Genomic DNA, 22,264 nt, shown 5'->3' on the forward strand with positions numbered 1-22,264 from the left:
TTCTAAAAAGCTGGGGGCGCATGGTGTGTTCCGTTTGCGGGCAGCATTAGCCGAGTCGCCGTTTTTTCAGAAATGCGAGAGCTAGTTGATGGTGTTCATCACTTAGCGTTGCAGCACGCTGCGTTGCCGGTGTGGCGTCGAGCACATGCGATGCCCTCTGACGCAGGAGGGTGTTCATGAGCTTTTTGCTCTCCCGCAGAGGGTCGTCAGACGCAATCTGTAGTTCAGGAGGCATTGCGTACATGCTCATGGAGCTTGCGGTCATTTGAGTGTCTCCTTGTACGTTTGCCCGACGTCATGGGCTGCTCTTTAGCGCGTTAGCCCGAGCGCGCAGATCGCCTTTGCGCACTTTCCCTGATGCCGTGCGGGGCAATTCGTCGACGATAAGCAGACACTCAGGCGTTTTCTGACGCGCCACGCCGGCCTGGACGAAATGCCGTAGTACAGCGGCGAGATCGAGTTCAGCGCCGGACTGGAGCACGACGACAGCGCACACTTTCTCGCCGTATTGCGCATCGTGTTGGGCGACCACTGCGACGTCCCGTATTGCGTTGTGCGTGGCCAGCACACGTTCGACCTCTTGTGATGAGATGTTCTCGCCACCACGAATCACAATATCTTTCTTGCGATCGGTTATCGTCAGGCAGTTCGCCGAATCGAGCTTGCCGATGTCGCCTGTACGGAACCAGCCGTCCGGGTTGAAGGCGTTAGCATTGAGCGACGGGTCGGTGTAGCCGACAAACAACTCGGGACCCTTTGTCAGAATCTCGCCCTCACTTCCGGTCGGCAAGTCACGATCCAACTCATCGACGATGCGAACCTGACTACCGGGCTGAACGCGACCGTCTGTGCACGCGCGCTCGGAGAACGTGTTGGCGCGCCAGCCGATGCTTACCGTCGAGTGTTCTGTCAGGCCGTATGCGCGCGTGCCGGCGAACCCGGCACTGTCGGCTAGCGCCACATGCTCGGGGGTGACTCCGGTTCCTCCTAGTCCATAAGTGACCAGAGACGAGAGGTCGCGTCCGGCGTGCCGTGCGGCGTCAAGCAAACCTTGAAGATGAAACGGCGTCCCTCCCGACAGGCGAACGCGATAACGCTCGATCAGTTCGGCTGCGAGCGGAGCATCCCAGCGGTCCATGAACACCATGTCGGTGCCCGTCACGAAAGGCCGCAGCAGGAAATTGAAGCCAGCAATGTGTCCGGCGGGGAAGGGCGTGAGATAAGGCCCGGAGCCGTCTATGAATGGAATCGACCACTCGGCTCCGACAGTCTGATGCGTATGCTGAACGCCCTTCGGGGCGGCAGTGGTGCCTGAGGTATAGAGCAGCAGGCAAACGTCCTGTGGCTGCGGTGGCGACTCGTTTTTGATCTTGGCATGCTTCGAGATCGCGTCGACCTCTTTCAGCGTGATGCCGTTTTGTGGCGTGCGCTCGCCGACGACGATGACACGCTCCAGATCAGGCAGATCGCCGAGCGCTTCGACGCGTTCCAGAAAATCGATCCCGCGCCAGCGCTCAGGCACGCACAGGAATCGCGCGCGCGACTGACGCAGAATAAAGCCGACTTCGGCAGGGCCATAGATGTGCACAATCGGCACGAGTACCGCACCGACTTCGAGCGCGGCCAGATAGAGCATGGCGGTCTCTTGCTGCGTCGGCATCTGCATGGCAATAACGTCGCCGCGGCGCAGACCGATGGCACGCAACCCGCGCGCGAGTCGTTCCGCGGCGGTAGTCAACTCTAAGGTCGTGACGCTCGTCAGCCCCTGCTGGGTATGGAAGTGCATGCGCGTACCCGGATTGGCATGCGCAGCCTTCGACAACAATACGTTCAACGGTACGTTCGGAATCCAATTTCTATCGCTAACTGGCTCATTCATAACAATTGCCCCAGCAATTTCCGCAACTGATCGACAAGCGCTAGCGGCTTATCCAGCATGAGGTGGTGATGTGCGCCGGCCATGGTGATCAAGTTCCGCGCGGTAGGGATGGCATCGATGATTCTGTTGGCCCGTTCGGCGCTGACTACCGTGCTCATTTCCGCGTGTACATAGGTCACAGGAACTGTTATTCGGCCCAGCAATCCCTCGTCGCTCTCGACCGTCTGGATATGACGCAAAGCTGGGTCGAAGCGCCAGGTCCAGCCCATCTCTGTTTGACGCAGGGACGTCTTCGCAAGATGATCCATCAGCCATGGCTCACACTTCTGATCGGGAATAAGCCGAAAGTGCTTCCTGCCAGTCGCGGCATCGAGATACGGTCGAGGGGCGGGACGTCTTTCTATCACTGGAAGCGCGTCGCCAGGCAGCGCATAGAATGAATCGAGCACAATCGCATGGCGGATCAATTCAGGGAACGTCGCGCAAGTCTGCAGGAGGCGCGAGCCACCGAAGCTGTGTCCCACCACAAAGGCCGGTGCAATGGATGCGGCCTTGAGCACTGCAGAAAAATCGCGCACGAAACTGTCGGGGCGATACTCAGCGCGATAATCACTCTCTCCCATGCCGCTGAAGTCGAAGGCGTGCACGCGGAATCGTTCCGTAAAAAACGGTGCAATAAAGTCCCACCAATGGCTGTGACCTAGATAGCCATGCGCGAACAGCAAGCCTGGCTTGTGCGTGTCTTCAGCGTTCCAGGACACGTAATGGATGCGTGTGCCGCTGGCATCGGTGAAATGGGAGTGGCGTGGCCGTTGCAGAGCCCGTTCAAACCACGAAGGTGCCGCGCTCGTCATCACTTTGACTCCATCATTGATTGGCCTTTGACACGAAGCGGGGAGTCGGCGGCTCTGCAGACCATGACTTCTGCCCGGTCTCGTCAAGATATTCATGCAAGGGGGTATTGTTGGTCGGTAGCCGGTTATGGTGTTTCTGAGCCCATTCCCGCAGGGAAGTCAGCGGAAGACCGTACGACGCCACTTTGTCGATATCGACAAAGTAGCCCACCTCGTTGATCCACTCCTGTGCGTTCACCCAAGCCGGAAAGAGACCGCGCGCGATCGCCTCCTGCGGTCCTACGTGCACCGCTTTGATACTTGTCCTGAGCACAGCGGAGAGTGTCGCGGCTACCTGGGACATCGTAGGCGCTTCGGAAGCCAGCGGGATAGTCTGCTCATGAAAACGCAGAGGATCAACCATCGACGCCGCAGCAAATGTACCTACGTCATCGGCCGCAACGAAGTGCAGTTTGGTTTGGGGCAGCAGCGCGGATAGCAACTCGCCTGTTTGTAGATGCGGAAACATGGACGTGGCCTTGGGGAGTGCCAGATTGTCCATCATGAAGGCAGGTCGCAGCACGGTCCAGTTGGCGAATCCCGCATTGCGCACTGCGTTTTCAACGTCCCACTTGTCCGTCCAATATCTGGTCGACCAGCGGTTTCTATTCCAACCTGGAAAAGACGTGTGATTTCCCGATTGCGCCACTGAAGTGTGCACAAACTGGGCAACGCCAGCCGCTCGCGAAGCGTTGATAAGCGCAAACCCATGGCGGCGTTCACTGTCTTCGCCTTTGACGCTCGGCAATTGCACCGAAAAGACTGCATTGACGCCTTGTAGGGCGACTACGAGGGAATGAGTGTCATCGAGATCTCCCTTAAATGCGTACGCGCCGGCGGCTTCGAGTGCGCGTGCGGCAGCAGACTCCGGATCGCGTGTCAGGAATTGCACTCGGAACCCTCTGGCGAGCAAGTGACGAGCGGTGGCGCCCCCTTGCGCTCCGGTGGCGCCGATGACAAGGACTGTGCCCGATGGTTGAGTCATTGAGTCTCCTTAGCGGCCTTAGCGTCGCACTGGCGGGCATCGTTTCGACGGTCACACCGTGGGAATGCCCACGGGCGGACCATTTTTAATTTCGACTGACAGTATTGTTGAGTTCGCATTATCATACATCGTTCACATATTGCGTGTCCGAGTTATGATTCGTTCATTGAGGCCCGGCATGTCCGGTCCGGGTCTTCGGTTGTCCCGTGCTTGCAGAAGAGTCCATGTCTTCCACACTGTTTGATTTGAGCGGTAGGGTTGCCGTCGTCACAGGATCCAGTCGCGGTATCGGCTTTACGAGTGCGCGCCGGATGGCGGAGCACGGTGCAAAGATGGTGATCTGCGGCCGTAGAGCAGACGCTTGCGACTTGGAGGGCCTTGGCAGGAAATGGTGCCAATTTTGTGATGAGCTCATGCGATATCCGCCGGGCGGCAGCGCGATAGCGACCACGTTCCAGTTACCGATGTGCTCGTGGATGTCGCAAAAATGCCATTCGCAGTGCTATCGGACTCTTTTGTAAATTCAGACGATCTCTTATGAAAATGGGTTGTGTGCGCGTGGCAGGGGACAGGAAAGTGCCGTGCTCATAGTAATTCGGCAAACAGTCACACGGTCTCGCGGCTGAGGCCTTGCGCAGAGCCGGTGACAACCGCAGTCTTTCGCGTGAGATTGAAAATCTGCGCGAGGCGTGCGCCGATCTGGGTTTCGCTAAACATCGAATGCTCTGCTCTAGTGCGCGCATCTTGTTTATCTACTCGAGCCACGTCCTGATGCCCGCGATATAGTTCGCCATCTGCGTTCGCGCCCTCTCCCTGTCACGGGCAATGACTGCGTGCGCGATCTCCCGATGGCAATGCTTAATCCGCGCGACGACGCGGTCTTTATGCTCGCGACTTCGAGAGTGGAAGGTGGAATGCGCATCGGCCAGTTGCAGGACGATGCCGCCGAAGAGCCGCAGCGCCGGGTCGCCGCTCAATTCGGCCAGAAGAAAGTGAAATCGCAGTAGCTCGTCGGCGCCTGCGCGGCCGTCGAGTTGTGCCTCGGCCGCCACCTGCTCGCACAGCCGTTGTTCGCCTTCTTCGTCAAGCCGCTCGATGGCGAGATCCATCGTCGCCAGTTCGAGCGCGAGGCGCGTGGCGAGAATGTCGCGTGGCGCGACGCCTTCGTACTCCAGATAAATGCTGACCGTCCGCATTGTCACGCTGAGGTCCGGGTGTATAACGACCAGACTGCCACCCGTTCCGCGTTGCACGTGCACGATGGAATGGTGTTCGAGTAGGCGGACCGCCCTGCGCACGACGGCTCGGCTCACAGCGTGCATTTCCATCAGATCCTGCTCTGAGCCGAGAGGCAGCCCTTCAGGCCAACCCAGATCGATGATTTCCTTGAGTATAGATGCGAAGAGCGTCTCAGCGCGAGTGATCGGTGAGCCAAGCGAATTTCTTCTACGACGGGGCGCAGACGGCACAGCGACACGGGGCATCAGCGCCGCCAGCATAGACAGCCACTGCTGGCGCGGCGCGCCAGCAGGGTGCCTGCCTTCGAGATGCCTGTCACGGCGTTGCGCCGCGAACTGGTTGAACAGGCCGACGTCTGCCGCGGGGACGACAAGGGACAGCGTAGCCATGCCTTGGGCTTTCTTGCGGGCACGATATTCGGCAACTCGCTCTGCGGATGACTTCGGCATATCCCGACGCGATACGAGGTTAACTGGAGACGTGAAGATGAAATCGATAACTACAAACCGAACGATGTTCAGTATATCGCACAAGCGGCGTAACAGGTAACGAATTTGCGCCACTCGAAAAGTATGCAGCACCGCGCATCGAAAAGGATGCCGACAAATCAATGGATTGGCGGCCGATGGGGGTTTTTGGTTTCGTGGCGAGCGCGCTTTTGTTCAAGCCCACGAATCGATCGATTTTTCCCCAGACCAGGAGACACCTATAGTGAATCGCTCCAACAATTCCACCATCCTGACGAGTACCTCCATCATGAGCGACATAAACGCCAAACTCCCACGCCGCGGCGACTTCGGCTGGCAACCGCTGGTCAGCGCTTTCGAGCCCACCATCGAGGACATGATGTCCAGCCGGGCCTACTTCGGCATGCTTCCCGAAGCGCTCTACTTGTGGGGAACCTTTCGAGACGAGGATGGCGAGATCTACTGTCCGATGCGCCGGATACCCGCAGGGCTGTCGACGGACGCCAGGGACACACGTCGTCGCTTTTATCTTTGCTCGACGCTTGGTCACGACGACGGTATGCATATGCACTCGGTCGGCAAGGAATCCGCGCCGAACGACGGCTTCTCGAGAACGTTGGAAGGCGAGCGCATCCACTGGCGAAGCCATCCGCAGGCACCTGGCAACGGCTTTCACGTGACCTGGACGCCCAACGAATGCAGCTGGTACGAAGAGAATGGCATGAACATCAAGGGCAAGCTCGTCAAGCCGGGTATGCATTGGTATCTGCCAGGGCGCGACGCCGGCATGTATTACGTCGCCAACATCTTCGAGATGGAAGGCACCATCCTCGGCAAGAAAGTACGCGGCATGATTGGGTTCGATCCGATCTATATGTACGAGGGCGGCGAGATCTACAAGACGAAAGACGCACTCGTACAAGAGAAGCTGGAACTCGTCTGGTACACATGGGCCACGCGTTACAAGGACGGCAGCATCGATTTTGGCCACTTCACGCTCGGTAACGACATGTTCGGCTTTGCCATTCTCGGCAATGAGAAGGGCGAGGTGCGCTTCACGTATGACGTGACCGGCGAGGTTGATTTCGGCGCCAACGGTTATTGGCAAGAAGGTATCAAGTACTCGGCCTTCGGCGACGAATGGGAATTCATTCCCGATCCGAAAGGACGTTTTGTCGGTCTCGGGAAGCTTAAAAATCCACAGGTGGATGGTCGCTGGCGCCGTGTCGGCGACACGCGCGAGCCCGACGTTTGGTTCGCGTGGGGCGAGGCGGCGCCTGAGCATGGGAGTCGTCCCGTGAATCGTCTGCCAGAAATGGGTGCGCGCATTGGCGTGAACTTCCAGAAATATTGAAGCGGACGAAACGCGCCCCTTTGTAGCTGTTATGACCGACGTAATCAAGGGCTACGCGGCGGTGGCCTCAGACGCCGACCTCGCGCCCTTCCAGTTCATCGGGCGTCATGCGCGGGCCACGACGTAGTGATCGATGTCTAATACGGCAGCGTGTGCCACTCGGATCTTCATCAGGCACGTGATGACTGGGCAACACGCGTTGTCCGGGCATGATCGTCGTTGGCGAGGAGGGTGGTTGCGGACGAATACATGGCCTCGTCCCGTTCGCCAAATGGTTTGGTCGACTGCATGCAGGTACTGGATTGCATATATACATTCGGCGTGTTTGTGGCACATAGGTGCTTGGCCCAATGGATTTCGCTCGGCGACTCCTTTACATATCCTCGGCTTCGTGAGCCCTCTTCGTGAGCCCTAAGACCGCGCGGGTTTTGTCGCCGACAGCGCGTTGCTCTACCTTCGGAGCTCGGCCGCTTGTCCCGCGTGCACCGGTGTTCTCAACGACCTCGTTGCCCCAGGAAGCACATCCAGGGACGAAGCGTCCGCTACAGCATGCTCAGTTCGCGCAGCTGCTGGATTTCGATTTTCCGGCCTTCAGATGCGGTCGTATCAGTCTTCGGAAGTTGAAGCGTGAGCACTCTCCAATGTCGAACTGCGCGTCGATGTGATCGACGTCCCCACGGAATAATCCGCATAAATTGTCGGGGTGTCGATCCGGCCCAAATGCGAACTTCAACAGAATTCAAGATCACAAACCTGATGCAGCGCAGGGATGCTCATGCTGTCGTGCCACTGCTATTCAGGCTCTCTAGCGCCTTCCTCAGGCGTTCCTCCTGATCGTTCGTGAGAGACGTCTTCAAAACCTTTCCGCCGAAAGGCTTCAGCTCTGGCAGGACCTTGTCGAAATTCACGCGACGCACGAGGATGAAGAGCGCCGACGAACCCGGCTCAATGTTCTGGCCCGTCGAACGCATGAAATCGTCATCGATTCCATAGTCCGAGAGCGCGCCCGACAACGCGCCCGTGCCAGCACCGATGGCCATGCCTGTTGCCAGCCCGACGAGCGGATTGAGCAACATCAGCCCAACCAGCGAACCAAACAGACCACCCCAAGCCGCGCCACTGAGCGCGCCGATCTTGACAAGATCGACGGCTTGCTTGAGGTGTACCTTGCCCTTCGCGCTACGGACCACGATGCAGGCATCCTCAAGATCGATCAGGTGTTCCTTTTGCATCTGCTGGAGTTTGGTCAACACCTGGTCGGCCGTCTCTTCGCCTTTGAAGCTTACAACGACTAGATCGCTCATCGATTTGCTCCTTTTCTCTGGGAAATAAGCCGAGCCCCTTCCGCGGCAAGGCGGTTGAATTCATGCTCAGCGCCGCGCGCGAGCCGGTCGACCGCACCGCAAAGCAGCTGCGCTGCCAGCCAGTGCATGTCCCGCCCGGCGCGCACCTTGGGTCGTTAAAGGGGGCCATTGACGCGATGACGATGACATCAAGACTAGGTTCTTGCCGGTTGCACTTCTTCCTCATTCCTGCAAGACGTGTCGGATCTCTGCGCTTGTGCTGCGCGTCTTTCAGATGTGAACGTACGGCGGCATTTCGAAAAAACTACGCAGCAGTACGGAAGAAAATCGGCTCGGCGCGCCCTACCTTTGCCCTACCGTGGACGGATGCGTGTGGCACTGGGCGTGGCCCGCGTGCGCGCGTTAGTCCATCAACAAACTGACGAGGAGCGGCGATGAGAACCGACGAAGACATCAAGCGAGACGTGGAGTACGAACTGAATTGGGATCCGGACATCGATCCATCAGACATCGGGGTTGCGGTCAAGGACGGTGCGGTCACATTGTCCGGTTTCGCGCGCAGCTTCCGGCAAAGGCGCAAGGCCGAAGAGGACGCGACGCGTGTGCGCGGCGTGAGGGGGGTCGCAAACGATGTGGAGGTGCGGTTGCCTCTGATCAACAAGCCGCCCGATCCGGAGATCGTGCGCGAGATCATTGCCCAACTGAAGGCCGAGCTACCTTATGCGGCGGACACCATCAAGGCGGTCGTCAGGGACGGACACGTGACGCTGAAGGGCGAAGTCGAATGGGACTACCAGCGTCGCCGCGCGGCCGACGCGGCGTTGCGGGCGAGCGGCGTAACCGGCCTGACGAACGAGATCGAGATCAAGCCGAAGGTCAAGCCCGATGACCTCCAGCGCAAGATCGAGGACGCGTTCAAGCGCAACGCGGAAGTCGACGCACAGCACATCACGGTGGAGGCCGAAGGCAATACGGTCGTCCTGCGTGGTACGGTCCGCTCGTGGGCCGAGCGCGAGGAGGCCGAGCGGGTCGCATGGCTTGCCCCCGGTGTGATGCGGGTCGACAACCGGATCACCATCGATTACTGACAGGTTCGCGGCTCAGCAAAGCGGACCCGCATAATTCCCCCAGCTACGGGATTCGTCAAACGGGGGCAAGGTCAACGTGTCGGAATTATTGTTAAGGAATTCTTTCTGATCAACTCCGGGGGGCAGTATCTACTTCGAGAAACTCTTGTCGCTCTGTTCAATCGCGAGCGCGGAAGTCCCGCGGTCGTTGTTTCGCTCGCAACTTCGCTAAATGAATCAGCTACCGACGTTCCGGTGGGCAAGTCGGAATGCACGCGGCGTCACACCGGTATATCTATGAAACACGTCGGTGAAATGTTGCTGAGTCTGAAACCCCGCGCGCGCGCCAACGTCAACCAAGGGAATAGTCTCCTCGCACAACATCGTCCTGGCAAATTTTACTCGTTCGAGTGTCACGTACAGATGAGGCGGGTTACCTGTCGCCGTTTTGAAAACGCGTGCAAACTTTGATGCACTCATGTGCACCAGAACTGCGAGTTCCTCGACCAAAATGGTTTCAGCTATGTTTTCATGAACGAAGGCTTGAATGCGAGTGAGCATTTGACGCGTAAGAGGCATGTCCGGCTCGACCGCGCCAGCACAGTGCCCGTAGCGGAGAGCAATGTGCACCGAGATGACATCGGCAAAAGCGTCGGCGCAGGCAGCGTCGATGAGATCCGCATTATGCAAGGCACCCAATGTATCCGCGGCCTCGCGCAGGAACGGATCCCAAGACCTAGACCATTTCGGGACCGCGTCAAACGCGTCTTGCGAGACTTGCCCAAGTACGCCCGGTTTGAGTGCGATAACCCATCCGTTGGAATCGTTGTCAGCGACCGCGGCCAACTGCGCCCCCGCCGGAATAACTGCGACGAATGGTGCACTTATTAGGAGGGATTGACTCATTCCGAGGTCGTCGCAGCCCGCAGCCCGCGCAACAGTGCTACCTGTCGGTATAACGAGGCGAAGTACCTGCACAGAATTCAGCCCGCCATCGGTGAAAGCGACGTTCATCGGTTGGCAGCGTAACCCGTGATCCGGGGTCGATCTTGTTGCTTGCTTCATGATAAGCAGAAGTCTCCGCGTTGCCGCGTCGCACACCTAAGCTTACGTCGAATTCAAGGCTGCCTAAGGCGGATTCGTAATATGGGCAGAAACAACCCGACTTCGTTGATGGAGTTGCTGCTGAGCTATATTGCTGGGCAACTCGGGACGACGCTCGACACGCTATTAGCCGGGATTCAGAGCAATCCACGCTCCTGAAGGCATTCAGCAAGCTGACGCTTACGCCGGGTATTGCGCAGCGTTCGAAAGCGTTCAGGTTCGCGAAGCGGCATGTCGTGCGCACCGCACGCGCGTCCGCGATCTGGTAACACCGATCGGACGTGGCTTGGGCAAGGTGAGCGCGCTCGAATCGAGCCTACCGTTCATCGCGATACCGACCACGTATGCAGGCTCAGAGATGACACCGATCTATGGCCTGACCGAAGGCGGTCTGAAAGGTAGGGGGCGCGGCATGCGTGTCTTGCCTAAGACTGTGATCTACGACGCCGAACTGTCACGTGAATGGCCTCCCGGCTTGTCTTTCGTGAGCGGCCTCAATGCCATTGCGCATGCGGAGGAGGGGATCGGAGGAGGGGATGTATGCCCATGACGGCAAACCAGTCATGTCGATGATGGCTTAAGGCGGAATACGTGTGTTGGCGACCGGACTGCGCGGCATCAGGAACGGGCCCCAGAGCCAGTTAGCGCGCAGCGATAGTCTCTGCGGTGCATGACTATGCGGCCGTGCGCTGGGGCACGTGGGAATGGCGCTGCGTCACAAGCTTTGTCATACTCCTGGCGGAAGCACCAGGCTGCAGCTTGCGTAAACGCACGCGATCATGTTGCCTTACGCACGGGCACGCAACAGCGCGGCGTCGCCTGAGGCCATGACACGAATCTGTCACGCGCCAGGCGGCGAGAGGGCCGCGCATGGTGTCTTCGAGTTTGGACGGGGGCTCGGCGTTCCATCTGGTTTGCGAGACTGGCATGCAGGAATCTGACCTCGATAAAGCATGCGAAATAGCCATGTCGCGTCCCTGTTAGAATCCCCGACCTATCAACGTAGACCGCCTCAGGCGTTACTTCAGAACGCCTGGGACGGAAACGCGCCCCGCACCTGAGGGTCGAAAGTTTGGGCAGAGGGCTTGCTTGCCATGCGACCGACCGCGTGGGCGCGGGATGCCTTTCGCGCTTCAGCGGGGCTGCACGCGCGGTCAGATGTGCTGCCCGACAACATCATCGTCATCGGCTTCTCATAAGTAGTTGAAGTGTATTGATACTGAAAATCGTGCTCGACGAGGCAGTCACCACTTCGGGTCAATTGAGCTTGTGCAGCATCGGCTTACTATCACGCCACCCCACGGTATTACCGTCGCACGCTTTGCGGAGCAGTTCGCGAAGCTCGACCGCTGGCGCGAGTTGCTGCGCTACATCTGCGCGCGCATCATCGCATCTACGCCGCAGCAACGCCGACCGATCGCTGCGATCGTAAGAGGATAACTGCGGTTTTTAGGCTAAAGGGCTTCCTGAGCGACATTTGACGCTCAATCAGGTTGCTCCCCTCGACGCTAGACTGTAGTGAGCAGCCAGGTGCTCGCCGAGCGCGACGGTACCAGGAAACCTTAGCGGGGGTGCGGATGATTTCACACGTGCAATTGCTTGAGGCGATCTTGCGCATGGTCGCAGCAGTGCTGCTGGGTTGTATCGTCGGGCTCGATCGAAACCTGCATGGCAAGCCAACCGGCGTCAAGACGCTAGGCCTCGTTGCGCTTGGCTCCTGTCTCGTCACGATGGCTGGTATGTCCTTCGAACTACACGGTTTCACCGACGGCAGCAACGCCGGCCGTGCGATTCAAGGCGTCATTACAGGCATCGGCTTTCTCGGCGCCGGGGTGATCCTGCAGAACCGCGCGACCGGCAGGATCAGCGGCTTGACGACGGCGGCTTCGATCTGGGTTACCGCCGCGCTCGGCATTGTGTGCGGCATCGGCGCATGGCAGATTGCGGGTATTGCCACCGCCCTGCTCCTGCTGTTGCTCTCGGTGGGCGGCAGCATCGAACGTGCGTTGCACCAGCGCTGGTTAGGAAAGTCGCCTGAAGAGCAGGCGGCGATCATGCGGCACGACGAATAGTCACGCGGCGGCGCGCTCATCGGCGTACTGCCCATGGAACGAATGTGCCGCGCGCCAAATGCATCGATCACGGACGATGCGAGACATATGTCAGTGATGCTCGTCGTAGTCGGACCTTGCCTTAGGTGTCGCGCGCACCTTTGCGTATTGAAACTCGGGCAGCGCCTTGATCGCATCTTTCGTCGCGCCAGCAAGCACCAGTTTGCCATCGTTGAAATCGAGCTGCTCGATCGGAATGGCCACGTCGTGATGCGACACCCCCAGAAACTGGTTTGCGGCAACGATTGCAAACGATACCGACCGGTCGGGTGCCACGATAATGTCATGAATGACGCCGACGCGCTCACCCTTCTCGTTGAAGACCGGCTTGTCCATGATCGACTTTCTCACGCTCCAGCCTGCCACGATCGCGGCCGACTCTTCCACGCTGACACCAAGCGGCTGGGCGCCGGCCACCTGGGCGTGCGCGTCTAGCGGGAGTCCGAGCGACGATGCGAGCAGCCATACAAGCAGATTCGTTTTCATGAGATTCCCTTCGTTATGGTGTTGACGGTGCGACACCGGGCCGGCAATGATCACGCTAATGCCAGACCGTGCGCAGCATAGTTCATGTTAGAACGCCTCACGGCAAGCCGCTATAAAAAAGCGGAGAGGGATCGGCTTATTTTGGTGCATCTGGGATGCCAATCTGGATGCCATTCAGCACGCCTCATGAATGAACGCAGAATTGCGAAACGCACGGCAGAAACGTGAAAGAATCGCAGATGCGCGGAGCCTAGACTGAAGTTCATCACCTGACGGTACAGCCTGGAGTGCCACATGGATGAACTGCTTGGACGCGCTTGGTGGATGCTCATTCTGCGTGGCACGGTCGCGCTGCTGTTCGGCACTCTGGCGCTATTCTGGCCCGGTCTTACTCTGCTACTGCTCATCACCCTCTTCAGCGCCTACGCAATCGCCGGCGGCATTGTCGCGATTGTCGCGGCCATGCGCTACCGCGGGACGCACGATGGCTGGTGGGTGCCCTTGCTGCTCGGCATCTGCAGCATCGGCGCCGGTGTCATAGCCGCGTTAGTGCCGGGCATTACCACGCTCGTGCTGGTCGCCGTCATCGGCGCAAACGCGATTATCACCGGCGTATTCGATCTGATCGCAGCAACGCGGCTGCACAGGCGCCTGCGCAATGCGTGGATGCTGGTGCTAACCGGAGTGCTGTCCGTGCTGTTCGGCATCTTCGTGCTGCTCTTCCCGGGCGCCGGCGCACTAGCGCTCGTCTGGCTGATCGGCGTGTATGCGTTGTTCACGGGCGCGCTGCTGTTCGTACTCGGCATCACTGCGCGTGCCTGGCACCATGACGCGCTGACCGGCGAGCCACACGCGCCATTGCATCCGTAAACGCGCCACCGCATGGGCACACTCGTGGGTCACAAGATCAAGGCCGCGGCCAGGCCCGCGTCCGCACTCACGGCACGCCCGCGGGCGATGCTGTGCCGGCCGCGCTCCTCGCATCGGGAGGTCGAATGGATCGCCCGTCATCTTCACTGGTCCAGCCTCAGGTCTGGCACTGGCGTACCTCCCGTAAGGAGAATCACATGCCTCTCGATCTCGACAAATGGAATCCGTTCCGGTTCTTACGCACGCACCCCGCGCAAGAAAACGCATCGGGCCACGCCGGTGCACCGCGCACCAGTCAGCAAAGCGCGCGGCAAACTGGGCAACAGACTGGCGGCACGCAAACGGGTAGCGGGGCACCGATGGCAGCCGCTGCTGCGCCGGTAGCACTTGCGCCTGTCAGCTGGCCGCTGCCCGATCCGATTCATCTGTTTGCCGAATTGATCCGCGATCCGTTCGGCGGCCGTGGACCGCTCGGAAGCTGGTTCGGCGACTTCAGCGCCAGCGAGTTTCAACCGCGGATCGACGTCACCGACGAAGGCGACGCACTGCGTATCGTCGCCGAATTGCCGGGCATGACCCGCGACGACGTCGAACTCGAAGTGATTGAAGACATGCTGATCATCAGCGGCGAAAAGCGATTCGAATCGACGAGCGAAGAACAGGGATGCTATCGGGTCGAGCGGTCGTTTGGACACTTTCAGCGCGCGGTTCCGCTGCCCGCGGGCATCGATCTCGATCGGGCAGAGGCCAGATTTGAAAACGGCGTGCTGACGCTGCGCGTCCCCAAAGCGGCCGGAGAACCGGCAGCGAAGCGGCGCATCGAGATCAAATAGCAGCCCACGGTCAGGCCTATCGTGAAACAACCCGTCAGCTTCCGAGGTCTCGATGACTCGGCCCATGCCGGCATCGAGCAGCAGATTGGCGAACTGGCCGCGCACCATCTGAAGCTGGATCTGCACCCGTTTTCGACGGAACTGGTCAGTCTGCGGGCGCATGTCGAAAGCGACACGCTGTGCACTGGCGACGCTTATCGCGTGAAGCTGCGGGTAGTACTGTCCGCTACCACGCGAGCTGCCGAGGTAGAAGCCGAACACGTGACGGCCGCGCTCAAAACTGCGGTCGGCGAACTCGAACGGCAACTGGAGCGCCAGACCTCGCACCTACTCATGATGGATAGCTGCCGCCGCAAGGCGCGGCGCGACAGTCCGGGCCGCCTGAAGACCGTGGCGGCGGGTACACCCGAAGAATCAGCGCGCGTTCGCGAGCATCCCGGCATATCCATTGAAGAGGGCACGCTCAGCGCCTCGTGCTGTCGGTCCCGCACGACGAAGCAGTGCGCGGCCGACGCGACGGAGGACGATGGGTTTCGCTTGAGGCTCGCAGCGCCGCTACACTCGTTCGGACACCAGACAAAATCGGCGAGGCGATCAGCAGATTTTCGAATTCTGGCAATCGGACGAAACGCTCAAGGTCGAAGACGTGCTGCCCGGCAGCGACGAAGAACCGCAAGAGGCAGCGAGCGAGCTTGAAGTGCACTCGCTCCCGGGCGGGCGGTGAGCCAGTTGCCCAACGCGCGGCGGCACGCGGTGCTGCTGGTGCAAGTAGACGATGTGCCGCTCCGGGAAGTCGCGGTACGCCTCGGCACGGACGAAGCCACCGTGCAGCACAGGCTTGAGCAAGCCGATGCGATCCTGCGCACGGCTAGAGGAACTGGGTGTCGCGGGAACAACGGATCAATCGACGTGCCGTCCACCGGATCATCTCGTTTCGAGTACAGCGCGAGCCCAGCATGCAAACAAGGCGGCATCGATATAAGCAGCGGAACAGATATTTTCCACCCACCATTACCCGCCCGTGAAGCGATGCCCTCGCGGACGAAAAGGAGATCATCATGGCCGAGTGCAGTGTATGTGGAAAGCCCGCAACCTCGCAGATCACGATCACCGAAAACGGTCAACGCCGTCAGCTGATGCTGTGCAATGAGCACTACATGGAGTTCATGGCGCGCAATCAGCGCCGCCTGTCGCCGCTCGAGTCCCTCTTTCACGGCGGACTTTTCGACAGTCTGTTCGACGACATGTGGCCACAGACGGAAGGCGGCCGCGGCAACCGGTCACGCATCGGACGCGCGCCCGGACAATCCGTCGGAGCGGATCAGGGTACAGGCGCCGGTAGCGGGCAAATGGGCGATTCAGCGGGCGCACACCCAGGCGGCCGGACACGCCGGCATCGCCGGGCGCGTGAAGCGGTGGACCTGCAGACGTACCTGAGCCAGAGCGGTCTGGACCGCCTGCAAGCCGCAGCGCAGGCAGCGGTCGAATATGGCAAGAACGAAGTCGATACGGAACACCTGTTGCTGGCGCTCGCCGATAACAATGTGGTGCAGGAAATCCTGCGCGAATTCAAGCTTGATCCCGAAGAGATCAAGAAGACCATCGACCAGACTGCGCCGCGCGGCACCCGCAAGGAGCCGAGCGACAACGAGCAGATCGGCGTGTCGCCACGCGCCAAAAGTACGCTGGAAAACGCGTTGAAGTCGTCGCTGGAACTGGGTCACAGCTATGTCGGACCCGAACACATTCTGATTGGGCTCGTCGAGGAAGAAGACGGCTTTGCAGGTGAATTGCTGCGCAAGCTCGGTCTGTCGTCGCCATCGCTGCGGCAAAAAGCAGTCAAGGTGGTCGGCAAGGGTGCAGAAGACGGCAAGATGGAAGACCGCTCGACCACGCCCACGCTCGACAAGTACGCGCGCGATCTCAGCGCGCTTGCGCGTCAAGGCAAGCTCGATCCGGTGATCGGCCGAGACAAGGAAATCGAAACCACCATTGAAGTGCTCGCGCGGCGGCGCAAGAACAATCCGGTGCTGATCGGCGAACCGGGTGTGGGCAAGACCGCTATCGTCGAAGGCCTCGCGCAACGCATTGCTCAGGACCAGGTGCCGGAAGTGCTGCGTGGCAAGCGCGTGGTCGAACTGAATATCAATAGCGTCGTGGCAGGCGCGAAGTATCGTGGCGAGTTCGAGGAACGCGTCAAGCAGGTGCTGGACGAGATCATCGAGAACCAGGACCGTCTGGTCGTGTTTATCGACGAACTGCATACGATTGTCGGCGCCGGCCAGGGCGGCGGCGAAGGCGGCCTCGATATCGGCAACGTCTTCAAGCCGGCGCTCGCTCGCGGTGAGCTGCACCTCGTGGGTGCGACCACGTTGAACGAATACCAGAAGTACATTGAAAAGGACTCGGCATTGGAGCGGCGTTTTCAGCCCGTCATGGTGCCTGAGCCTAGCGTCGAGGAAACGATCGAGATTCTGCGTGGTCTGCGCGACCGGCTCGAAGCGCATCACAAGGTGAAAATCACCGAAGAGGCGATCGCTGCCGCGGCCAAGCTCTCGGACCGCTACATCGCCGCACGCTTTTTGCCAGACAAGGCAATCGATTTGCTAGATCAGGCCGCCGCCCGCGTGCGCATTTCGTCGAATTCGCGCCCGCAGCCATTGCACGATGTCGAGGCGAACATCCGCCGCATCAAGCAGGAACAGGACGCGGCCAGCGCTGCTAAGGAATTCGATAAAGCCAAGGAACTGGAAGAACAGCTCGTCGCGGAACAAAAACGCCTGCACGAAGCCACTGAAACGTGGAAGAAGGAGCGCGGCACCAGTTCGCAGGAAGTGACGGCGGAAGACATTGCGCAGATCGTTTCGTCGCTCACGGGCGTACCGTTATCTGAACTCACGGCTGAGGACCGTGAAAAGCTGTTGCGACTGGAAGACCGCCTGAAGGAGCGCGTGGTCGGCCAGGATGAAGCCGTCTCCGCGGTCGCCAAAGCAGTGCGGCTTTCGCGCGCCGGTTTGACGGAGGCCGGCAAGCCGACCGCGAGCTTCCTCTTTCTTGGACCTACAGGTGTGGGCAAAACCGAACTCGCGAAGGCGCTTGCCGCTTCGGTGTTCGGCGACGAGAACGCGCTGGTGCGCATCGACATGAGCGAGTATTCCGAGCGTCATACGGTGGCACGGCTGGTTGGCGCGCCGCCCGGATATGTCGGCTACGAGGAAGGCGGGCAACTGACCGAGCGCGTGCGGCGCAGGCCTTATTGCGTGGTGCTGCTCGACGAAATCGAAAAGGCGAACTCGGAGGTGCACAACCTCCTGCTGCAACTGTTCGACGAAGGGCGGCTCACCGACGGCAAGGGACGTCTGGTCGATTTCACCAACACGATCATCATCGCGACCAGCAACGTCGGCTCACAGCTGATCCAGGACAACATGAAGGCCGACTCGAAACAGCTCGACTATCCTGAACTGCGCGACCGGTTGATGGAAATCCTGCGGCATCATTTCAGGCCGGAGTTTCTCAATCGCGTCGACGAGGTGGTTGTGTTTCGTGCGCTCGGCAAGGAGCAGATTCGCAGGATCGTCGATCTGCAACTTGCGCGTGTACACCGTACGGCGCTGGCCCAGGGCATCGATCTGTCGTTCGACGATGCGTTGCGCGATCACCTTGCGCAGATCGGCTATGATCCCGAGTTCGGCGCGCGGATGCTCAAACGCAAGATCCGGCTTGAAGTGGAATCGCAACTCGCCGATGCACTGCTGCGAGGCGACGTGCGCGACGGCGACAAGGTCACAATGACCTACGACTCGGGTACGCACTCTGTGCGTGTGCAGAAAGGAGCAGCGCCCACAGAAGCACCCAGCGAGGCGTCGAAGCAGGCACCGGCGCATGCGTGACGCTGGCATGCTGAAGAACGCAACGCCGCCCGCACGTGCGGGCGTCGTCGCCGTCACGATTCAAGTTCACCTGCGACGATCTCGTCGCGATAGCACCAGATCCACGTTTCGCCGGGTTCGATTGAACGTGCCAGCGGATGGCCGGTCGCGTGAAAATGCTTGCTTGCATGCCGGTTGGGCGACGAATCGCAGCAGCCGACGTGTCCGCAAGAAAGACAAAGCCTCAAATGTACCCACGGCTGGCCAAGCTTCACGCACTCCTCGCAGTAGTCGATGGACGTGTGGAGAATGCGGGCCTCGCCCAGGTGCGTGCAACCAGGGGTCATGATCGTACTCCTCAGACAGGTGCGCACAGACGTGCGGATCAAGGTTGCGCTTACGCTCACGCGCTATTCAGATAGCGATGCACCAGCGCCACAGCCATTGCCCCCTCGCCGACTGCCGACGCCACGCGCTTGATCGACGCGTGACGCACGTCGCCTGCTGCGAATACGCCGGGCACACATGTTTCCAGGTGCAGCGGCGCGCGTTCGAGCGGCCAGTTCGAATTCGCCCCATATTCCTGCAGGTCGGGACCGGTCACGAGATAGCCGGCTTCATCGCGGACAATACCGACCTCCTGCGCCCATTCGGTCTGCGGCACGCCGCCTATGCAGACGAATAGCCAATTCGTCCTTACCTTGCTTTGCCGGCCGGTGCTCACATCGGTCAGTGTGATCTCCTGCAACACGTCACTGCCTGCGAGTGCCGTAACCTGGATGCACGTGCGCACGTCAATGTTCGGCGCCGACGTGATTCGATCCACGAGGTATTGGGACAACGTGTTCTTAAGCGATGCGTCACGCACGAGCATATAGACGCGGTTGGCGGACTGCGAAAAATGCATGGCGGCCTGTCCCGCCGAATTGCCGCCGCCCACCACATATACGTCTTCGCCATGGATCAGCTCGGCCTCACTCGCGCCGGCGCCGTAATAAAGGCCCGCGCCGAGAAAGCGCTCTTCACCCAACAGGCCTAGCGTGCGATATGCCACGCCGGTCGCGCAGATAGACGTGCGCGCCGTGATACGTGTGCCGTCTTCCAGATACACGATGCCACGGCCTGGCGGAAACTCCGCGTGCACGCCGGCGCGCGCCAGCAGAATTTCGGCGCCGAACTTGATGGCCTGGACGCGCGCTCGTTCAGCGAGCTCCGCGCCGCTCACGCCCTGTGGAAAGCCCAGGTAGTTCTCGATTTTCGAACTGCTGCCTGCCTGGCCGCCCAGTGCCCAACGCTCCACTAGTACGGTATGCAGTCCCTCCGATGCACCGTACACTGCCGCGCTCAGCCCCGCCGGTCCCGCACCGTAAATCGCCAGATCGTAGGCCTCACGGGATGGACTTGAAAACCAGCCGAGCTTCTCGGTGATTTGCCGGATGGTGGGACATTCGAGCCGCGTGCCGTCGTGGAAGACGCAGACCGGCAAGCGCGAATCGGAAAGATGCTGCACGTGCGCCAGTTCCTCCGCTTCTTTATCGCTGCGCAGTTCGATCCATTCGAACGGTATGTCGCAGCGATGCAGGAAGTCGCGTATCGCGTACCCATTTGCGCTGCGCATGGGTCCATAGATCCTGACCATGAACATGCTATCCGCCTTTGAGGAGGGGGAGTTTCTTTCGTTTCACGCGCTTCACAAGCAGGCGGCAGCGCCAGGATAACGGCGGTCGGCCGTATTCGTGCATCGTAAGCCCATGGTAAGGGGCGTCTTTCGCGATACTGCCGGGTTTCGTTCGCTTTCCGCTCCTGGTTCCATCACATCGGGTCGCGCGACTCTTCCAGCTTGTGATCGACAAAACGCGTGCCCCATTCGATGCCGTCACGCACCGCCTCCTCCCGCGTAAGCCATTCCGGCTGAATCGTCTCCGGACGGAATTCGGCCACGGGGCTATCGGCATGGCGCACGCTCACCTTCGCCTGCCACGCGCCGTATGCGTTCTGCTCCGGCTGTACCACGATCTCGTAGCCGCGATGTTCAAACGCGTGCGTTCGCATGAGCCGCTCCGGTTTCGTATCAATGCGTCAATCTGGAAGGACGAATTCGGTACGCATGTCTTCGATCACCTTCTGGACATGATGTGCGCAATCTGCGCCGAGGTCATTGAGCGGCACTATGTTCCAGTTGCGGCCGGATGCGTCCGGCGGATGCCGCTCCGGTAGCGGTATGCGCACGTGCAAAGCTCCCGGCACGTCAGCGGCGGTTTTTGCCAGGCGGTTCTGCAGTTCGTCGCGAATTTGCTCAGCGGTTTGAACGGTCTTCGGCATCGGTCTGCCTCTCTCGGTCGCGCGTCCGGTTCGTGACTGAATGGCACATACGCTCCTCTTGTGTGAGCATGCACCAACGATGGTTTAAGTCTAGTCGCTAATCCGGGTATGTTTGGACAATCGGTCGCTTCTGCGGACTGCATCAACGGGGGCGCGCCGCAAAGCTGCTCTTCGGAAAAATGCGCAAAAAGCCGAACGACGCCGGTGTGCAAAGGCCCGATCCTCTCCAAGTCAGCCCGCAACGTATCTCAAAGCGGTTTTCCGCAGCGGATGAGCTGCTGGTGAGCTGGCAAAAACGAAGATACTCGACCTGCTTGACCCAAGTGACCGGGCCACGCTTGAACAGGTCGTACAGGCGCTGGATCGGGGGCGCGGTGCCGAGGTCCTGACGCTCGACGTAATGTTCCGGTTGCGCAAGCCAGTCCGTGTGCAGGTGGCCTTGAAGCTGGCGACACCGGCCCGCGACGGGACTGATTGTTTGTTATTCAAGATACGCAAGCGGACCAACGGGAAAAAGCCGCGCGTGACGCGCGCGTGGCTGCATTGAATCGCGCGTCGCGCGAGGCCTCCTAAGACCCGCACAGATCGTATGCGGTTGACGAGTGTCGAGTGGCGACTCGGCATGGACCTGATGCTTCAGCTTAGTAACTCTTCGAGTACATGACAGGTACCCTGTATCAGAAGCGCGAAATAGTGGGACCTCTGTTATCAATGACTAAATACGTCAGTTCTGCTTTGGCAGCTATTCGCAAAGAACCCGCGCAAACGCGAAGCACCGTAGCATGTGCGTTACGTGACCGTCGAATGAACTGTGCGCGGCGCGTGTGCAATCCATGCACGCGCGCGCTGCGTTCGCCGCGCTGCGACGGGCGCCCGGGAGCCAAATCATGGAAAGAAAGAAAATCTGGCTGCGCAGGGATCTCGATGCGTTGCGTTTGCAGTGGGACATGCTCAGCTTCTATGAACGCTTCGAGCAGCTTGTTGCGCATGTGCTGAGCGTGGTGATTTCCATCATCATCCTCGTGTCGCTCTGGCAGTTGATTCGCGCGGTGATTTCATTGCTGGTTTCGGACGCGCTGAAACCGCTGGATCACGCGGTGTATCAGGCCGTCTTCGGCATGGTCATGACGCTGCTGATCGCGATGGAATTCAAACATTCGATTACGCGCGTGATGGCGCGGCGCGATCATATCGTGCAGGTCAAAACGGTGCTGCTGGTTGCGCTGCTGGCTATCGCCCGCAAATTCATCATTCTCGATCCGGCCGGTGCGCCCGCCCAGATCGCGGCGCTTGCGTTTGCGCTGGTGGCGCTGGGGAGCGTCTACTGGCTGATGCGGCAGCGTGATGACCCGGTCGACGCGACGGCCGCCACGCAAGAGGGGCGCGATCGCGTGGCGCACGGGCAGCGACAGCAAGGGGTACGGCCCGGCGAAGGCGGGCAGCGCGGCAATTGATTCGACTCGCCACGCTCGTCACGT

22 protein-coding genes are annotated in these 22,264 nt (G+C 59.9%); 10 read left to right on the top strand and 12 right to left on the bottom strand.

The window, feature by feature from the left end:
• Window positions 1-46 precede the first annotated feature (46 nt).
• From B0G69_RS36655 to B0G69_RS36670, 4 genes are read right to left on the bottom strand one after another with little or no spacing between them, the layout of a single operon-like run.
• On the bottom strand, window positions 47-265 hold the full coding sequence (locus B0G69_RS36655) for a hypothetical protein (RefSeq protein WP_121324939.1): 219 nt from the start codon (window positions 263-265) through the stop codon (window positions 47-49).
• A 30-nt stretch (window positions 266-295) separates the two neighbouring features.
• Window positions 296-1,834: an AMP-binding protein gene (locus B0G69_RS36660; RefSeq protein WP_241991662.1), complete on the bottom strand. Its 1,539-nt coding sequence runs from the start codon at window positions 1,832-1,834 to the stop codon at window positions 296-298.
• A gap of 41 nt (window positions 1,835-1,875) precedes the next feature.
• Window positions 1,876-2,733, bottom strand: coding sequence for an alpha/beta hydrolase (locus B0G69_RS36665; RefSeq protein WP_121324941.1), 858 nt, complete (start codon window positions 2,731-2,733; stop codon window positions 1,876-1,878).
• 13 nt (window positions 2,734-2,746) lie between these two features.
• Window positions 2,747-3,757 carry an NmrA family NAD(P)-binding protein gene (locus B0G69_RS36670; protein ID WP_121324942.1) on the bottom strand — a complete coding sequence of 337 codons (1,011 nt, stop codon included), beginning with the start codon at window positions 3,755-3,757 and terminating at the stop codon, window positions 2,747-2,749.
• Window positions 3,758-3,981: 224 nt separating this feature from the next.
• Here B0G69_RS36670 and B0G69_RS36675 point away from each other — a divergent pair, with 224 nt between their 5' ends.
• The gene (locus B0G69_RS36675; RefSeq protein WP_121324943.1) at window positions 3,982-4,278 is read left to right on the top strand and encodes an SDR family NAD(P)-dependent oxidoreductase; all 297 of its coding nucleotides are present in this window, start codon (window positions 3,982-3,984) and stop codon (window positions 4,276-4,278) included.
• Between the two features lie 231 nt (window positions 4,279-4,509).
• On the opposite strand, the gene B0G69_RS36685 is transcribed toward B0G69_RS36675, so the two are convergent.
• A complete protein-coding gene (locus tag B0G69_RS36685) occupies window positions 4,510-5,445 on the bottom strand; it encodes an FCD domain-containing protein (RefSeq protein ID WP_121324944.1) in 936 nt (311 codons plus the stop codon).
• Window positions 5,446-5,707: 262 nt separating this feature from the next.
• On the opposite strand from B0G69_RS36685, the gene B0G69_RS36690 reads away from it, so the two are divergent.
• Window positions 5,708-6,817, top strand: coding sequence for a hypothetical protein (locus B0G69_RS36690; protein ID WP_121324945.1), 1,110 nt, complete (start codon window positions 5,708-5,710; stop codon window positions 6,815-6,817).
• 773 nt (window positions 6,818-7,590) lie between these two features.
• Here the strand turns inward: B0G69_RS36690 and B0G69_RS36695 are convergent.
• A complete protein-coding gene (locus B0G69_RS36695; RefSeq protein WP_121324946.1) occupies window positions 7,591-8,121 on the bottom strand; it encodes a DUF1269 domain-containing protein in 531 nt (176 codons plus the stop codon).
• Between the two features lie 434 nt (window positions 8,122-8,555).
• Here B0G69_RS36695 and B0G69_RS36700 point away from each other — a divergent pair, with 434 nt between their 5' ends.
• Window positions 8,556-9,209, top strand: a complete 654-nt coding sequence (locus B0G69_RS36700) for a BON domain-containing protein (RefSeq protein ID WP_121324947.1) — start codon at window positions 8,556-8,558, stop codon at window positions 9,207-9,209.
• Between the two features lie 216 nt (window positions 9,210-9,425).
• Here the strand turns inward: B0G69_RS36700 and B0G69_RS36705 are convergent, their stop codons facing one another.
• Window positions 9,426-10,094: an AraC family transcriptional regulator gene (locus B0G69_RS36705; RefSeq protein WP_241991663.1), complete on the bottom strand. Its 669-nt coding sequence runs from the start codon at window positions 10,092-10,094 to the stop codon at window positions 9,426-9,428.
• A 493-nt stretch (window positions 10,095-10,587) separates the two neighbouring features.
• Here B0G69_RS36705 and B0G69_RS42445 point away from each other — a divergent pair, with 493 nt between their 5' ends.
• Window positions 10,588-10,842: an iron-containing alcohol dehydrogenase gene (locus B0G69_RS42445; protein ID WP_241991705.1), complete on the top strand. Its 255-nt coding sequence runs from the start codon at window positions 10,588-10,590 to the stop codon at window positions 10,840-10,842.
• Window positions 10,843-11,869: 1,027 nt separating this feature from the next.
• The gene (locus tag B0G69_RS36720; RefSeq protein WP_121324950.1) at window positions 11,870-12,364 is read left to right on the top strand and encodes an MgtC/SapB family protein; all 495 of its coding nucleotides are present in this window, start codon (window positions 11,870-11,872) and stop codon (window positions 12,362-12,364) included.
• A gap of 90 nt (window positions 12,365-12,454) precedes the next feature.
• On the opposite strand, the gene B0G69_RS36725 is transcribed toward B0G69_RS36720, so the two are convergent.
• A complete protein-coding gene (locus B0G69_RS36725) occupies window positions 12,455-12,889 on the bottom strand; it encodes a PRC-barrel domain-containing protein (protein WP_121324951.1) in 435 nt (144 codons plus the stop codon).
• 294 nt (window positions 12,890-13,183) lie between these two features.
• On the opposite strand from B0G69_RS36725, the gene B0G69_RS36730 reads away from it, so the two are divergent.
• From B0G69_RS36730 to B0G69_RS36750, 4 genes are all read left to right on the top strand, one after another.
• Window positions 13,184-13,759 (top strand): HdeD family acid-resistance protein, encoded by a 576-nt coding sequence (locus tag B0G69_RS36730; protein WP_121324952.1) that lies wholly within the window; start codon window positions 13,184-13,186, stop codon window positions 13,757-13,759.
• A gap of 197 nt (window positions 13,760-13,956) precedes the next feature.
• Window positions 13,957-14,592: an Hsp20/alpha crystallin family protein gene (locus B0G69_RS36735; RefSeq protein ID WP_121324953.1), complete on the top strand. Its 636-nt coding sequence runs from the start codon at window positions 13,957-13,959 to the stop codon at window positions 14,590-14,592.
• 21 nt (window positions 14,593-14,613) lie between these two features.
• Entirely contained in the window at window positions 14,614-15,288 is a 675-nt protein-coding gene (locus tag B0G69_RS36740; RefSeq protein WP_121324954.1) for a hypothetical protein, read from the top strand.
• A 356-nt stretch (window positions 15,289-15,644) separates the two neighbouring features.
• Window positions 15,645-18,485, top strand: coding sequence for an ATP-dependent Clp protease ATP-binding subunit (locus B0G69_RS36750; RefSeq protein WP_241991706.1), 2,841 nt, complete (start codon window positions 15,645-15,647; stop codon window positions 18,483-18,485).
• Window positions 18,486-18,538: 53 nt separating this feature from the next.
• Here the strand turns inward: B0G69_RS36750 and B0G69_RS36755 are convergent, their stop codons facing one another.
• The 4 genes from B0G69_RS36755 to B0G69_RS36770 form a co-directional block, all read right to left on the bottom strand.
• On the bottom strand, window positions 18,539-18,811 hold the full coding sequence (locus B0G69_RS36755; RefSeq protein ID WP_121324957.1) for a UBP-type zinc finger domain-containing protein: 273 nt from the start codon (window positions 18,809-18,811) through the stop codon (window positions 18,539-18,541).
• Between the two features lie 56 nt (window positions 18,812-18,867).
• Window positions 18,868-20,082, bottom strand: a complete 1,215-nt coding sequence (locus B0G69_RS36760; protein WP_241991664.1) for an FAD-dependent oxidoreductase — start codon at window positions 20,080-20,082, stop codon at window positions 18,868-18,870.
• A gap of 194 nt (window positions 20,083-20,276) precedes the next feature.
• Window positions 20,277-20,516, bottom strand: a complete 240-nt coding sequence (locus B0G69_RS36765; protein ID WP_121324959.1) for a DUF6566 family protein — start codon at window positions 20,514-20,516, stop codon at window positions 20,277-20,279.
• Window positions 20,517-20,543: 27 nt separating this feature from the next.
• Window positions 20,544-20,786 (bottom strand): hypothetical protein, encoded by a 243-nt coding sequence (locus B0G69_RS36770; protein ID WP_121324960.1) that lies wholly within the window; start codon window positions 20,784-20,786, stop codon window positions 20,544-20,546.
• A gap of 887 nt (window positions 20,787-21,673) precedes the next feature.
• Here B0G69_RS36770 and B0G69_RS36775 point away from each other — a divergent pair.
• A complete protein-coding gene (locus B0G69_RS36775) occupies window positions 21,674-22,240 on the top strand; it encodes a phosphate-starvation-inducible PsiE family protein (RefSeq protein WP_121325137.1) in 567 nt (188 codons plus the stop codon).
• Window positions 22,241-22,264: the final 24 nt, after the last annotated feature.

This window comes from Paraburkholderia sp. RAU2J, assembly GCF_003634845.1.
Classification (GTDB): domain Bacteria; phylum Pseudomonadota; class Gammaproteobacteria; order Burkholderiales; family Burkholderiaceae; genus Paraburkholderia; species Paraburkholderia fynbosensis.

What these genes read in the sequence shown, in the direction of transcription:
- B0G69_RS36655 (WP_121324939.1), bottom strand. Translation starts at nt 265, where the DNA reads ATGACCGCAAGCTCCATGAGCATGTACGCAATGCCTCCTGAACTACAG.
- B0G69_RS36665 (WP_121324941.1), bottom strand. Translation starts at nt 2,733, where the DNA reads ATGACGAGCGCGGCACCTTCGTGGTTTGAACGGGCTCTGCAACGGCCA.
- B0G69_RS36670 (WP_121324942.1), bottom strand. Translation starts at nt 3,757, where the DNA reads ATGACTCAACCATCGGGCACAGTCCTTGTCATCGGCGCCACCGGAGCG.
- B0G69_RS36675 (WP_121324943.1), top strand. Translation starts at nt 3,982, where the DNA reads ATGTCTTCCACACTGTTTGATTTGAGCGGTAGGGTTGCCGTCGTCACA.
- B0G69_RS36685 (WP_121324944.1), bottom strand. Translation starts at nt 5,445, where the DNA reads ATGCCGAAGTCATCCGCAGAGCGAGTTGCCGAATATCGTGCCCGCAAG.
- B0G69_RS36695 (WP_121324946.1), bottom strand. Translation starts at nt 8,121, where the DNA reads ATGAGCGATCTAGTCGTTGTAAGCTTCAAAGGCGAAGAGACGGCCGAC.
- B0G69_RS36700 (WP_121324947.1), top strand. Translation starts at nt 8,556, where the DNA reads ATGAGAACCGACGAAGACATCAAGCGAGACGTGGAGTACGAACTGAAT.
- B0G69_RS36705 (WP_241991663.1), bottom strand. Translation starts at nt 10,094, where the DNA reads ATGAGTCAATCCCTCCTAATAAGTGCACCATTCGTCGCAGTTATTCCG.
- B0G69_RS36720 (WP_121324950.1), top strand. Translation starts at nt 11,870, where the DNA reads ATGATTTCACACGTGCAATTGCTTGAGGCGATCTTGCGCATGGTCGCA.
- B0G69_RS36725 (WP_121324951.1), bottom strand. Translation starts at nt 12,889, where the DNA reads ATGAAAACGAATCTGCTTGTATGGCTGCTCGCATCGTCGCTCGGACTC.
- B0G69_RS36730 (WP_121324952.1), top strand. Translation starts at nt 13,184, where the DNA reads ATGGATGAACTGCTTGGACGCGCTTGGTGGATGCTCATTCTGCGTGGC.
- B0G69_RS36735 (WP_121324953.1), top strand. Translation starts at nt 13,957, where the DNA reads ATGCCTCTCGATCTCGACAAATGGAATCCGTTCCGGTTCTTACGCACG.
- B0G69_RS36755 (WP_121324957.1), bottom strand. Translation starts at nt 18,811, where the DNA reads ATGACCCCTGGTTGCACGCACCTGGGCGAGGCCCGCATTCTCCACACG.
- B0G69_RS36760 (WP_241991664.1), bottom strand. Translation starts at nt 20,082, where the DNA reads ATGCGCAGCGCAAATGGGTACGCGATACGCGACTTCCTGCATCGCTGC.
- B0G69_RS36765 (WP_121324959.1), bottom strand. Translation starts at nt 20,516, where the DNA reads ATGCGAACGCACGCGTTTGAACATCGCGGCTACGAGATCGTGGTACAG.
- B0G69_RS36770 (WP_121324960.1), bottom strand. Translation starts at nt 20,786, where the DNA reads ATGCCGAAGACCGTTCAAACCGCTGAGCAAATTCGCGACGAACTGCAG.
- B0G69_RS36775 (WP_121325137.1), top strand. Translation starts at nt 21,674, where the DNA reads ATGGAAAGAAAGAAAATCTGGCTGCGCAGGGATCTCGATGCGTTGCGT.